Source organism: Plantibacter elymi (nom. nud.) (assembly GCF_900177795.1).
GTDB lineage: Bacteria > Actinomycetota > Actinomycetes > Actinomycetales > Microbacteriaceae > Plantibacter > Plantibacter elymi.
Genome location: NZ_FXWJ01000004.1, coordinates 381242 through 393612, shown reverse-complemented (window position 1 = coordinate 393612; position 12371 = coordinate 381242). Strand labels below are relative to the sequence as shown.

Annotated in this window: 13 protein-coding genes, 3 tRNA genes and 1 pseudogene; 7 read left to right on the top strand and 10 right to left on the bottom strand. The window is 70.7% G+C overall.

Annotation, left to right across the window (positions count from 1 at the left end):
• Nucleotides 1-48: 48 nt before the first annotated feature.
• Both coaBC and CCK91_RS14370 read left to right on the top strand, forming a co-directional pair.
• The gene (coaBC, locus tag CCK91_RS14375; RefSeq protein WP_086474563.1) at nucleotides 49-1362 is read left to right on the top strand and encodes a bifunctional phosphopantothenoylcysteine decarboxylase/phosphopantothenate--cysteine ligase CoaBC; all 1314 of its coding nucleotides are present in this window, start codon (nucleotides 49-51) and stop codon (nucleotides 1360-1362) included.
• A 19-nt stretch (nucleotides 1363-1381) separates the two neighbouring features.
• Complete coding sequence (locus CCK91_RS14370) at nucleotides 1382-2683, top strand: M23 family metallopeptidase (protein ID WP_086474562.1); 1302 nt, start codon at nucleotides 1382-1384, stop codon at nucleotides 2681-2683.
• A 21-nt stretch (nucleotides 2684-2704) separates the two neighbouring features.
• Here the strand turns inward: CCK91_RS14370 and CCK91_RS14365 are convergent, their stop codons facing one another.
• Nucleotides 2705-3373 carry an SGNH/GDSL hydrolase family protein gene (locus CCK91_RS14365; protein WP_086474561.1) on the bottom strand — a complete coding sequence of 223 codons (669 nt, stop codon included), beginning with the start codon at nucleotides 3371-3373 and terminating at the stop codon, nucleotides 2705-2707.
• 125 nt (nucleotides 3374-3498) lie between these two features.
• Here CCK91_RS14365 and CCK91_RS14360 point away from each other — a divergent pair, with 125 nt between their 5' ends.
• From CCK91_RS14360 to CCK91_RS14340, 5 genes are read left to right on the top strand one after another with little or no spacing between them, the layout of a single operon-like run.
• Nucleotides 3499-3903: a TOBE domain-containing protein gene (locus CCK91_RS14360; RefSeq protein ID WP_086474560.1), complete on the top strand. Its 405-nt coding sequence runs from the start codon at nucleotides 3499-3501 to the stop codon at nucleotides 3901-3903.
• A complete protein-coding gene (modA, locus tag CCK91_RS14355; RefSeq protein WP_086474559.1) occupies nucleotides 3900-4709 on the top strand; it encodes a molybdate ABC transporter substrate-binding protein in 810 nt (269 codons plus the stop codon). The genes CCK91_RS14360 and modA overlap by 4 nt, the downstream gene beginning before the upstream one ends.
• Before the next feature lie 52 nt (nucleotides 4710-4761).
• A complete protein-coding gene (locus CCK91_RS14350; RefSeq protein WP_086474717.1) occupies nucleotides 4762-5529 on the top strand; it encodes an ABC transporter permease in 768 nt (255 codons plus the stop codon).
• Nucleotides 5526-6602 carry a sulfate/molybdate ABC transporter ATP-binding protein gene (locus tag CCK91_RS14345; RefSeq protein WP_086474558.1) on the top strand — a complete coding sequence of 359 codons (1077 nt, stop codon included), beginning with the start codon at nucleotides 5526-5528 and terminating at the stop codon, nucleotides 6600-6602. The genes CCK91_RS14350 and CCK91_RS14345 overlap by 4 nt, the downstream gene beginning before the upstream one ends.
• Before the next feature lie 45 nt (nucleotides 6603-6647).
• The gene (locus tag CCK91_RS14340) at nucleotides 6648-7409 is read left to right on the top strand and encodes a GH25 family lysozyme (protein WP_086474557.1); all 762 of its coding nucleotides are present in this window, start codon (nucleotides 6648-6650) and stop codon (nucleotides 7407-7409) included.
• 26 nt (nucleotides 7410-7435) lie between these two features.
• On the opposite strand, the gene CCK91_RS19695 is transcribed toward CCK91_RS14340, so the two are convergent.
• The 9 genes and pseudogenes from CCK91_RS19695 to CCK91_RS14300 all read right to left on the bottom strand — a co-directional run bounded on the left by CCK91_RS19695 (nucleotide 7436) and on the right by CCK91_RS14300 (nucleotide 12230).
• On the bottom strand, nucleotides 7436-7576 hold the full coding sequence (locus tag CCK91_RS19695) for a hypothetical protein (protein WP_153303386.1): 141 nt from the start codon (nucleotides 7574-7576) through the stop codon (nucleotides 7436-7438).
• A gap of 268 nt (nucleotides 7577-7844) precedes the next feature.
• Nucleotides 7845-8258, bottom strand: a pseudogene (locus CCK91_RS14335) (arsenate reductase ArsC); the annotation flags it as partial.
• Complete coding sequence (locus CCK91_RS14330) at nucleotides 8255-8854, bottom strand: TetR-like C-terminal domain-containing protein (RefSeq protein WP_086474555.1); 600 nt, start codon at nucleotides 8852-8854, stop codon at nucleotides 8255-8257. The pseudogene CCK91_RS14335 and the gene CCK91_RS14330, both read right to left, overlap by 4 nt.
• 42 nt (nucleotides 8855-8896) lie before the next feature.
• On the bottom strand, nucleotides 8897-9355 hold the full coding sequence (locus CCK91_RS14325) for a hypothetical protein (protein ID WP_064294389.1): 459 nt from the start codon (nucleotides 9353-9355) through the stop codon (nucleotides 8897-8899).
• A gap of 342 nt (nucleotides 9356-9697) precedes the next feature.
• Nucleotides 9698-10777 (bottom strand): HNH endonuclease signature motif containing protein, encoded by a 1080-nt coding sequence (locus CCK91_RS14320; protein WP_086474554.1) that lies wholly within the window; start codon nucleotides 10775-10777, stop codon nucleotides 9698-9700.
• 442 nt (nucleotides 10778-11219) lie between these two features.
• Nucleotides 11220-11696, bottom strand: coding sequence for a hypothetical protein (locus CCK91_RS14315; RefSeq protein WP_133060004.1), 477 nt, complete (start codon nucleotides 11694-11696; stop codon nucleotides 11220-11222).
• Between the two features lie 116 nt (nucleotides 11697-11812).
• Nucleotides 11813-11885, bottom strand: a tRNA-Phe gene (locus CCK91_RS14310).
• Nucleotides 11886-11963: 78 nt separating this feature from the next.
• Nucleotides 11964-12037, bottom strand: a tRNA-Asp gene (locus CCK91_RS14305).
• A 117-nt stretch (nucleotides 12038-12154) separates the two neighbouring features.
• A tRNA-Glu gene (locus tag CCK91_RS14300) sits at nucleotides 12155-12230 on the bottom strand.
• Between the last annotated feature and the right edge of the window lie 141 nt (nucleotides 12231-12371).

Here is a 12371-nt window from a genome sequence, read left to right as displayed (position 1 = left end):
AGACTAGACGAGGACCCGGCGCGGGAGCGCCGGAAGCGAGGAGGCGGCATGGGCGTGCAGGACGCATCGCGGGAGGCGGGGCGCACGGTCGTCGTCGGGATCACGGGCGGGATCGCCGCGTACAAGGCGGTCGGCGTCGTCCGCGGGTTCGTGCTCGCCGGCTTCGACGTCCACGTGGTGCCGACCGAGAGCGCCCTCCGGTTCGTCGGCCTGCCGACGCTCGAGGCGATCAGCCGGAACCCCGTCACGACCTCCCTCTACGACGGCGTCGCCGAAGTCCGGCATGTCGCCCTCGGGCAGCGCGCCGAGCTCATCGTCGTGGCGCCGACGACGGCCAACACCCTCGCGAAACTCGCTGCGGGACTCTCCGACGACCTCCTCGGCACCACCATCCTCGCCAGCCGGGCACCGGTCCTGCTGGCACCGGCGATGCACACCGAGATGTGGCAGCACCCGGCGACGACGGCGAACGTCGCCCTCCTGCGATCGCGCGGGGTGGCCGTCATCGGGCCGGCGCACGGCGCGCTGACGGGCGGCGACACGGGGCCGGGACGCATGAGCGAACCTGACGACATCGTGGCCGCGGGCTTGGCACTGCTCGCCGGACGCGTCGGTGGAACGGACGCGGACCCGGATGATCTGCGGGCCGAGCGCGTCGTCGTCTCGGCCGGCGGCACACGTGAACCGCTCGACCCGGTGCGATTCCTCGGGAATCGGTCGAGCGGCCGGCAGGGGCTGGCCATCGCGCAGGCCGCCGCCGAGCGCGGGGCCGAGGTGGTGCTCGTCGCGGCGCACCTGGACGCCGACGTCGCGGCCGAAGCGGCTGCGGTCGACGGTCTGCGGGTCGTCCCGGTCGGCACAGCAGCGGAACTCGCAGTCGCCATGAAAGACGTGGCGGCCGACGCGACGCTGGTGGTCATGGCGGCAGCCGTGGCCGACTACCGCGCCGCCGAGATCGCCGAACACAAGATCAAGAAGGACGACACCGGCGACGAGCTCACCCTGCGACTCGTGCGCAACCCCGACGTGCTCGCCGGACTCGCCGCGGCCCGGATGCCCGGACGACTGGTCGTCGGCTTCGCCGCGGAGACCGCCGCCGACCGCGAGGAGTTGCTGGCCCTCGGCCGGGCCAAGGTGGCACGCAAGGGCGCCGACCTCCTCGTGCTCAATCGCGTGGGCTGGACGGACGGCTTCGGCACGCCCGACAACGAGGTCGTCGTGATCGACGGCGCCGGCGAGGTGGTCGGTGAGGCGACCGGCTCGAAGCGCAGCATCGCCGACCGCCTGCTCGACCTCGTGCTCGCGCACCGGGCCGAGCCGGTTCGTTCCCAGGCGGGCGAGCCTCCCCCCGAACGGGGCTGACCACTGCCACGATGGCAGCATGCCACGCCTCCGTCCCGCGCGCCGTCGCGCCTCCATCGCCGCGGCGCTCGCCGGAGTCATCGTCCTCTCGATGGGTCTCGCGCAGCCGGCCGCCGCCGCGGAGTACCCCAGCTGGGAGGACGTCGAGGCGGCCCGCTCGAGCGAGTCCTCGAAGCAGTCGACCATCGGTCAGATCGAGGGGCTCGTCCAGCAGCTGAAGACCGCTGCGGCGCTCGCCGAAGCTGAGGCCGTCCTCCGTGCCGACGAGTACGAGGCCGCTCAGCTGGCCGTCGACGAGGCGAGCTACCGTGCCGTCTCGCTCCGCGAGCAGGCCGTGGCCGCGACGACCGCGGCAGAGGCCTCCAAACGCCAGGCCGGCGCGCTCGTCGCCGCGTGGTTGCGGTCGGGGAACGTCGACCTCAGCACCGCCGCATTCCTCGACGGCCAGGAGCCGGAGTCGCTCCTCGGGCGCTTGAGCACGATCACGAAGCTCAGCGAGTCCACGGACGGCACCTACGACCGGGCGAGGACCGATGCGAACACGGCGTCGCTGCTCACCGAGCAGGCGACCATCGCCGAGGCCGCCCTCGGCGAGCTCGCCGCCGCGGCCGAGACGGCGCTCGGGGATGCCGTCGCGGCCCGCGCCGACGCCGAGACCGCCGTGTCCGAGCAGCAGGAGTACCTCGCGACGCTCGAGGCCCAGCTCGTGGTCCTCAAGGAGAACCGCGCAGCCACCGAGGCCGACTACCGCAAGGGCGAGGAAGTGAAGGCGGCTGCGGCCGCCGCTGCTGCAGCCGCGGCGGCTGCCGCTGAGGCCGCACGGGCGGCTGCCGAGGCCGCTGCGAACGCCGGCGGTGGCGGAGGCAGCGGAGGCGGCGGCGGAGGCGGCGGTGCCTCGGGTGCCGTCGGGAGCCAGGGGTGGGCCCTGCCGATCTCCGGCCGGATCACCGACAACTACGGACCGCGACCCGGTCGCCCCGTGCCCGGCGTCAACCCGTTCCACTCGGGCACCGACATCGGAGCGGGTTGCGGGCGAGCGGTCTACGCCGCGAACGCCGGCACCGTGGTCTACGCCGGCTGGCTCGGTACCTACGGCAACTGGGTCCTCGTCGACCACGGTGGCGGCGTCATGACCGGGTACGCGCACAACAGCAGCATCCTCGTCGGCGAGGGGCAGTGGGTGTCCGCCGGTCAGAACATCTCGCTCGTCGGGACGACGGGTGCCTCGACCGGATGCCACGTGCACTTCGAGGTCAGGATCGGCGGCTCGCGCGTCGATGCCGTCCCGTTCATGGCTGACCGGGGCATCCGCCTGGGCTGAGCAGCGACGGACGTCGAGGGGTCAGAGTCCGAGTCGCTCGAGTTCGGCATCCATCCGGCGAGCCATCTCCGCGTACCCCTCGTCGTTCGGGTGGAGGCCGTCCGCGGCCATCCACTCCGGGTGCCCCTCGATCCAGTGCGACGCCCCGGGGATGGTGTCGGCGTCGATCTCCTGCGCGGCGTCGGCCACCCAGCCGATGATCGTCTCGATCGACTGCGGTCGCTCGTCGGTGTACCAGAACGGTTCGACGACGATGAAGCGGGCCTCCGGGAGGGCGTCGCGGAGGCGCTGCAGGTCCGTCGTGATCTGCTCGTGGATCCGGTCGGCGGCATCGTCGAAGCTGAATGCGTCGTTGAGCCCCATCGTGACGAAGACGATGTCGGGCTGCTCGGCGATGATGAGGGAGGGCAGGTCGCCGCTGCCGTCGCCGAAGCGGTCGCGGTGGTTCACGAACCCGAGGCCGTTGACGCTGGGGTTGAACTCCCGCCAGCCGCGTTCCTCGCTGACCACGGTGGACCAGCGGTTGGCCGGGTCGCTCGCTCCGGTGCCGAGGGTGTACGAGTCGCCGTAGAACGCGACGAGCGGTCCGTCGCCCGTGGCGCCGCCGGTTCCCACGTCGGGGGACGCGCAGGCGGTGAGGCCGGTGGCGAGGGCGAGCAGGGTGACGGCGGCGAGCAGTCGTGATCTCATACGGATGCTTCGGAGCGGTGGGCGTCGCGGAGGGTCGAAGCACCGGTCGACTGCCGACAGCCCGGAACGCGAATGCGGTTACGGTTACGTCGTATCAACGCGAATGCGTGCAGTAGCCTGTCTGCATGCCGCAGATCCGTATCCGAGACGCCGCGCTGTTCCTCGGGGTCAGTGATGACACCGTCCGTCGTTGGATCGACCAGGGCGCACTCGTCAGCGCGAAGGACGAGGGGGGCCGAGCGGTCGTCGACGGCCTGTCGCTCGCTCGACTGGCCCGACAGAACGCCGTCCTCCCCGTCGACCCCTCGGAGATCGGACGCTCCGCGCGCAACCGCTTCGTCGGCATCGTCACCGACATCACGATGGACACGGTCATGGCGCAGGTGGAACTGCAGTGCGGGCCGCACCGGGTGGTGTCGCTCATGAGTAGTGAGGCCGTACGTGAACTCGGTCTCGAACTCGGGTCCACGGCCATCGCCGTCGTGAAGGCCACGACGGTCCTCATCGAGACCCCGAAGGCGAGCTCATGAACCGCACCGCACCCCGTCGATGCTTCCGACTGCTCAGCGCACTCGCCCTCGGCACCGGGGTCCTGCTCGCAGCGTCCGCATGCGCGGCCCCGGCCGCGACACCGGCCGCCTCGGCCACGGCGGACGAGCTCAGCGGTTCCATCACGGTCTACGCGGCGGCGTCGCTCAAGACGACCTTCACCGCACTCGCGGAGGACTTCGAGGAGGCGCACCCCGGTACGACCGTCGAGTTGACCTTCGCCGGATCCTCCGACCTCGTCACGCAGCTCACGAACGGAGCCCCCGGAGACGTGTTCGCCTCCGCGGACGAGAAGAACATGGCGAAGCTCGCCGATGCCGAACTCGTCGAGGGCGACCCGGTCGACTTCGCGACCAACGTCCTGCAGATCGCCGTGCCCCCGTCGAACCCCGCCGGCGTGAAAACGTTCGCCGACCTCGCCCGTCCGGGCGTCAAGACGGTCGTGTGCGCGCCGCAGGTCCCCTGTGGAGCGGCCACCGACGCCGTCGAGGACGCCACGGGTGTCGCGCTGAGCCCGGTCAGCGAGGAGTCGTCGGTCACCGACGTCCTCGGCAAGGTGACCTCGGGCGAGGCCGACGCCGGGCTCGTCTACGTGACCGACGTCATCGCGGCCGGCGACGCCGTGGAGGGCATCACCTTCCCCGAGTCGTCGGAGGCCGTCAACACCTACCCGATCGCGCCGCTCGCGGGGAGCGCGAACCCCACGGTCGCGGCGGCCTTCGCGGCCTACGTCGTGAGCGCCGAGGGACAGCGGGTGCTCGCCGACGCAGGCTTCGGCGCACCGTGACCCCGTGAGGGAACTCGGCTCGGGGGTGCCCCGCTGGATCGTCGTCGTCGCCATGGTCGGCGCGGCGTTCGTCCTGCTGCCGCTCGTCGCGATCGTCCTGCGCGTGGACTGGGCGGACTTCGGTGCACTCGTCACCTCCGAGTCGTCGGTCGCGGCGCTCGGGCTGAGTCTGCGGACGTCGTCACTCGCGACGGCCCTCTGCATCGTGTTCGGCGTGCCGCTCGCCCTCGTCCTCGCGCGCACCCGGTTCCCGGGGCAACGGCTGCTGCGGTCACTCGTCCTCCTCCCGCTCGTGCTCCCGCCCGTCGTCGGCGGGATCGCCCTGCTCTACACCTTCGGTCGGCTCGGCCTGCTCGGACCGGCACTCGCGGACGCCGGGATCGACATCGCGTTCTCCACGACCGCCGTCGTGCTCGCCCAGACGTTCGTCGCCCTGCCGTTCCTCGTGCTGAGCCTGGAGGGGGCGATCCGCACGACCGGCGCGCGGTACGAGGCCGTCGCCGCGACGCTCGGCGCACGTCCCACCACCGTCTTCCGCACCGTCACGCTGCCGCTCCTCGCGCCCGCCGTCGTGTCGGGCGCGATCCTCTCGTTCGCGCGGGCCCTCGGCGAGTTCGGGGCGACCCTCACCTTCGCGGGCAGTCTGCAGGGGGTCACCCGGACGCTGCCGCTCGAGATCTACCTGCAGCGCGAGACCGATCCCGACGCCGCGGTCGCGCTGTCACTCGTCCTCGTCGTCGTGGCCGTGCTCGTCGTCGGGGTCGCTGGGGCGCAGGGGTCGATCCGCCGTGGACGGACCGCCGCCGGAGTGGCGCGATGACCGAGGCGGCCCTGGAGTTCCGGGCGACGCTGCGTGAACGCGACTGGGAGCTCGCCGTCGACCTCGCCGCAGGAGAGACCGTCGCCGTGCTCGGCCCCAACGGCGCCGGCAAGTCGACGCTGCTCGCGGTCCTCGCCGGGCTCCTCCGTCCGGACACGGGTCGCGCGACGCTCGCCGGGCGTGAGCTGTTCGCGGTCGGTGGATCGGGTCGGGACCAGTGGCTGCCGCCGCACCGACGAGGGATCTCGCTGCTGGCGCAGGAGGCGCTGCTCTTCCCGCACCGCTCCGTGCTCGACAACGTCGCCTACGGCCCGCTGGTCGCCGGTGCGTCGCGCGGCGAGGCTCGGGACATCGCCCGAAGACGACTCGCGGACGTCGAGGCGTCCGAGCTCGAAGGGCGCCGTCCTGCCGAGTTGTCCGGCGGCCAGGCGCAGCGGGTGGCGCTCGCCCGCGCGCTGGCCCCGGACCCAGCCCTCCTCCTCCTCGATGAACCGATGGCCGCGCTCGATGCGACGGTCGCCCCGCACCTCCGCCGCATGCTCCGTGAGCAGTTGCGAGGGCGGACGACCGTCCTCGTGACGCACGAGGTGCTCGACGCGTACACGCTCGCGGACCGGGTGATCGTCCTGGACGCCGGGCGCATCGTCGAGCAGGGGCCGACGGCGGAGGTGCTCGAGCGGCCGCGGACGGCGTTTACCGCGGACCTCGCGGGACTCGAACTGCTGACGGGCGTCCGCACGGCACGCGGGCTCCGCCTGCCGGACGGAACGGAGGTCGAGGTCGACTCCTCCGCGAAGGGGGATCCGATCCCGGTCGGGGTCGGGGTCGCTTGCGCGTTCCGCCCGTCCCGCGTCGAGGTCCGCGAGGCTGACGGGCCGAGCGGCCCGAGTGCGCCGGGTGCCCTCCGCGCGACGATCACCGACCTCGAACCCCGGGGCGACGTCGTCCGGGTCCGCTCGGCGGTCATCACCGCCGACGTCGCCGTGCAGCAGCTCGCGGCCGCGGGGTGGTCGACGGGCGACGTCGTCGAGTTCGCGGTCGACCCGCGGGCAGCCGTCCTCTACCCGCGCTGAGGCCTCCTGCACCGGGACAGGGCCGAGACATGACAGAGTGAGTCGATGAACCGATTCTGGAGACGCTGGTGGCCGCTCGTCGTCGGGACCGCCGGCACGCTCGCGATCGGCGGGATCTGCGCGGCGCTCGTCGCCATGGGGCTCGTGCGCCCGAACGCCATCCTGGCCGCCTCGTACGCGGTGCGCGGTGTCGACGTCTCCTCGTACCAGGGCGAGATCGACTGGGACGTCCTCGCGGCTCAGCCCATCGACTTCGCGATCATGAAGGCGACCGAGGGATCCGGTGATCAGGACGAACGGTTCGCCGCGAACTGGGCGGGTGCACAGCGGGCGGCCGACGAGACCGGCTTGCTCATCGGGGCCTACCACTTCCTGAGTTTCGACAGCCCGGCCGAGACGCAGGCGCAGAACATCTTCGACACCGTGCCGGTCACGGCGGGCGCTCTCCCGATCACCATCGATCTCGAGTGCTACGCCGACTACTGCCGCACGCCACCGAGCGCCGAGCGGGTCGCCGCCGTGCTCGATCCACTCCTCGCAGCACTCGAGGAGCACTACGGTCGGCCGCCGATCATCTACGCCACCATGCGGTACTACGACGCGTTCCTCACGGGCTCGTACGAGCGGAACCCGATGTGGATCCGCTCGGTCGTCACGCCGCCGGTCCTGTCGGACGGGCGGGCGTGGGACCTCTGGCAGTACACCAGCCGGGAACGGATGCCCGGGTACGTCGGCAAGGAGGAGTTCATCGATGTGAACGTCTTCGACGGCTCCCTGCGCGACCTCCGGGCACTCGTCGGCCCCTGAGCCGCGGTGTCCGGAGGTGTCTCGGGTTACGGGGCGGGGGCGGGACCGGTGGTCGGCTCGGCGACGGGGAGGAACGTGTCCTCGCCGTCGACCTCCTGCTCGATGGAGTCCTCGGTGGTCTCGTGGTCCTCGGGGAGGTTGTCGTCGTTCGCTGCGTGCTTGCTCATACGACCACGATACGACGGGTGTCGCGCTGGGCAATGGGGTTGCGTGCCGATGCTGGGCGCTTGCCGACGATCGCGCTCAGGAGGCGAAGGCGAGCGAGCGGGCTGCGAGTTCGGCGGTCAGGACGCCGACGGCCTTCGGGCCGACGCCGTGGATGCGGAGCAGGGCGGCGGGGGAGACCCGCGTGAGCTGCTCGAACCGGGTGAACCCGCGCGCGCCGAGCGCTTCGTGGGCGACCGAGCCGATGGCGGCCGGGAACTCGGACGCCTCAGCCGGCACGAGTTCGACGAACAGTGCGGCGATCCGCTCCTCGATGTCGTCGCGGATGCGGCGGACGGCCTCGATGCCCTGGCCGGCAGGGTCCTCGAGTTCCCAGTCCTCGTAGCGTTTGCCGGGGAAGATCGGGCAGGCGTCGCCACAGCCCATCGTGATGACCGCGTCGGACGCCCGGACGGCGTCGGTCGTGAGGATGCGGGGCACGGCTGCGGTGATGTCGACACCGTGTTCGGCCATCGCCTCCACCGCCACGGTGTTGATCCGGTCCTTCGGTTCGCTCCCGGCCGACAGCACCTCGACCCGGTCGCCGGCGAGGGCGCCGAGGAAGCCGGCTGCGATCTGGGAGCGACCGGCGTTGTGCACGCAGACGAAGAGGACGGTGGGGGTGGTGGCGGGCGTGGTGGTCATGGCGTCTCCTGGAGGTGGCGTGAGCCGAGCGCGGACGAATGGTCGAGCAGGTCCACGAGGGCAGCGTAGCTGGTGGCGGGGTCGGCGCCGCGGGTGAAGCCGCCGACGAGCTCGAGGGACACGAAGCCGTGGAAGGCCGCCCGGACGATGCGTCCCGCGTCCGTCATCGCCACGCTGTCGAGACCGCGCCCCGCCAATGCTCGTTCGACGAGCATCACGAGCTCGCGGTCGGCCGGCTCGCCGGAGTCGGCGCGGACGTCCTCGATCGAGAACGCGAGGGCGTACCGACCGGGATAGGCGAGGGCGAAGCGGCGGTACCCGTCGGCCAGTGCAGTGAGTGCGGGGGACCCGCTCAGGCCGTTCGTCGCGATGTCGAGTCCGCTGGCCAGTTGGGCGAGGGCGAGCTGGGCGACGGCGGCGCGGAGGTCCTCAGTGCTGCGGACGTGCTTGAGGAGGGCCGGTGCCGAGGTGTCGAGCTCGCGGGCCAGGGCGGCGAGCGTGAGGGCGTCGGCGCCGTGCGTGTCGGCGAACTCGGCGGCTCCGACGATCACCCGTTGGCGGGAGAACTTGGTCCGGGAAACGGGTGCATCGGTCATCGGATCGAGCCTAACGGCCTGCGGCCCTGATGCCGTGCGGCTTCAGACCGTCGGCGGTGTGGCTTCGTGGTGGGGCGCGCCGTGCGTGCGGCGGTCCTCCTTCATGGCGGCTTCCGCGAGGTGGCGGCGACCGCCCGCCAGTTCGTTGCGGACCTCCGCCTCGAGCGTGCGGAACGGTTCCCAGTAGTTGCCGTCGTAGTCCTCGACGATCTGGAACGTCCAGCGTCCGTCGATGACGTTGCGTCCGACCAGCTCGGTGTCGATCCGGTCGGCGAGGGCGTCGTGTCCTGCTTCACGCAGGGCGTCGGCGGCTTCGCCGAGCGCGAGGTCAGCCTTTCCGGTCAGGCGATGGAAGCCGTAGAGCATGCCGCGTGCCTGCTCGACGACCTCGAGCGCCTCGGTCACTTTGCCGACCGCTTCCACGGTCGCGTCGTCGACCCCTGCGGGGACTCGGTGTGCGTCGTCGGGTCCGTCGGTGGTGCGGTCGTCTGCAGAACTCATGCGACCAGTCTGTCGCGATGGTCTCCAGATGTCTGGGGCTTGCGGACGGAGGTGCACGATGTGAGCCGACGGAAGTCTTGCCGCGCACCGAGCGAACGCACCCCGACTGCCCTTCGACAGGCTCAGGGACCGGAAGCGTGCGAGCACAGTCCAGCCCGGTCACTGAGCCTGTCGAAGTGCCCACGAGGACGCCTCATCGTTCCGGGTGCACTTCTTCCGGTCACTGAGCCTGTCGAAGTGCCCACGAGGACGCCTCATCGTTCCGGGTGCACCTCTCCCGGTCAGTGAGCTTGTCGAAGTGCCCACGAAGAACCCTTCGACAGGCTCAGGGACCTGCGGGGGTCAGAACGGTGCGGGGTCCGGTTCTGTCCGGTGGTGTTTTCCGTCGGGTGTCGTCCACTCGAGCACCCCACCCGGCTGGTGGTCGAGGTTCCATCCGGGGAGGTGCTTCATCCGGTGGTGATGTCGGCAGAGACAGGCGAGGTTCCCGACGTCCGTTGTCCCACCGTCTTCCCAGGCGACCGAGTGATCAAGGTCGCAGGCTCTGGCTCGCCTGCCGCAGCCGGGTGCGTCGGAGACACCGGCCATCGTGAGCGCGGGGACGGTGATCTGCACGGTCGGCTTGATGTGCTCCTGCACTTCGATCGGGTGCGGGACCACCGGGCTCGACATGATGTCGTCGGGTGTGACGCCGGTGAGCGCGAGGGCAGCGAGGGCGTCGGCCTGCAACTGCGCGCAGGTGCGGGTGTCGCCGGCCTGCCGCGATTCGGCGGCGGCTGCTTCGACTCGCTCGGCGATGCCTTGCGCGATGGGTGCGGTGGTGAACAGGTGCACCCAGGCCATGCCGTCGGCGGCGGGCTCGAACTCGACGCGGCGGTCGGCCTCGGACCGCTTGGCGCGTGCGGTGATCGATTCCGGGTGGAGACGCTCCCGGAGCACGCGGGCGCGCCTCCGGAGGTTCGCGTTGGTGGACTCTTCCGCGATCGCCAGGACCTCAGCGAGGAACACCGTGCGCCCTGCGGTCGGCACGTCGCTGAGTTGATCGATGATCGTCTGCGCGTGCCGGGCCGAGATACGCCCGGCCTCGAGCGACGCAAGTACCGCGGGCGCGTCGTTCACGAGGCGTTCCGCGTCGTTGGTCGCGCGCTGCACCGTCCGCTCAGGCGTTCGGGTCGCCATCGCGAGGGCTGCGCAGGTCGACCGGCGGGAGAGTGCCTGGCGTTCCGCCGGCGGGAAGATCGCCGGGACCGTGACGTCTGCGAAGGCGTCCGCGTAGGCCGCAGAGCGAGCAAGCAGCCGGGCCTCCTCGGCGTCCAGAGCAGCACGCCGACGCTGGATGTCCGCGTAGTGGTCCGAGAACTCCGCGAGGCGCGCGGCGTACTCGTCGCTCGCGCGGATCGCGGTGAGGGTGGTCTCGGTCATGACTCCAGTCCACCATGGACCACTGACATTCCAGATGCCGAGTTGTACCGGTTGTGGAAGTGTCCTCGTGGGCCCTTCGACAGGCTCAGGGAGCGGGGGGCATGCCGGACTCGTGGGGTTCACTCGTGGGCCCTTCGACAGGCTCAGGGAGCGGAGGGGGCATGCCGGATTCGTGGGGTGCACTCGTGGGCCCTTCGACAGGCTCAGGGACCGGAGGGGGTTGCTCAGGGACCAGGGAGGGTTGCCCGGGGGCCGGAGTGAGAGCGGATGTACCTCTTCCGGTCACTGAGCTTGTCGAAGTGCCTCCGAGTGCCCTTCGACAGGCTCAGGCACCGGGGGAGGGGGCTTAGGGACCGCCGGGGATCGTGCGCCCTCCCACAGGCTCAGGGAGCGGGGAGGAGGTTCAGGGATCGGGCGGGCGAGACTCGTCTGCCCCCGCGGGCTAGTAGTTCAGGCAGCGATCCGGATCCTCGAGCTCCGGAGGATCACCCTGATAGAGGGTGAAGAAGTTCTCTGCGGGGCCGGACAAGGATCCGCGGGCGTGGACGCACAGGCGCGCGAGACCGTCGTCGCTCCGCACGTCGGAGGTGATCCGGGACGTCTCGCATGCGCCGTCACCGGGATGCAGGACGAGGTCTCGGTGGGTCCCCTCGTTGTCCACCATCCACGTCCCGGAGAAGTCGATCGGGTCGTCCGCGCGGGGGTCGTCGCCACGACTGCACTGGACGTCCGAGGGCCAAGCGGTGGCTTCGAAGGTTCCGTCGTCGGCCAGCTCGAGCCGGGTGTCCCCACTCCGCCACGCGCCGACGGCTTCGTCCGGTGGCAGTCCGTACTTCGTGTCCGAGCACGCGACGAGCGATGTCCCCAGCAGCACCGCGAACACGGAGGCGGTCACCCAGCGTGACGGTTTCGATTCCACAGTGCGAGTCTGTCCGCCGTGGGCCAGGAATGGCAACTCAGGCGGTGGCGTGGGTGTTCGCGGGCGTCCGGGCAAAAAAAGAACCCCCACCATGTAGAAGCTAGGTGGGGGTTCCGTGGCTCCGACGGGCGTCGATCCCGTGACCTCACGATTTTCAGTCGTGCGCTCTACCAACTGAGCTACAGAGCCGAGTACATCAGCTGCACGAACGGCGACGATGTCTCAAAAGCAGAAGCCCTCCCTTGCGAGAGGGCTTCCGACCTTTTGCGACCCTGACGGGACTTGAACCCGCGACCTCCGCCGTGACAGGGCGGCACGCTAACCAACTGCGCTACAGGGCCATACATGTTGAATTGCTGGTGATACGAACTGCGGTGATGCTGGTGTTCCTCGGTGCTTCTCGCAGTCGCGCAGACTCACTATACCTGAATCCGAGCGGCTGTTTTTCCAGTAGTCGGTGGTGACCCCAACGGGATTCGAACCCGTGCTGCCGCCGTGAAAGGGCGGTGTCCTAGGCCGCTAAACGATAGGGCCGCGAAGCCCTGAAGCTTCATGACTACCGAGCGACAAGCATACGGATGAAACGGCCGAATCCAAAATCGGCTTCGCACAGCAGTGATCGGCGCTCCCTGTCGGATGTGACGACAGGCGCCGAATGACCGCTCCACGGCCCCC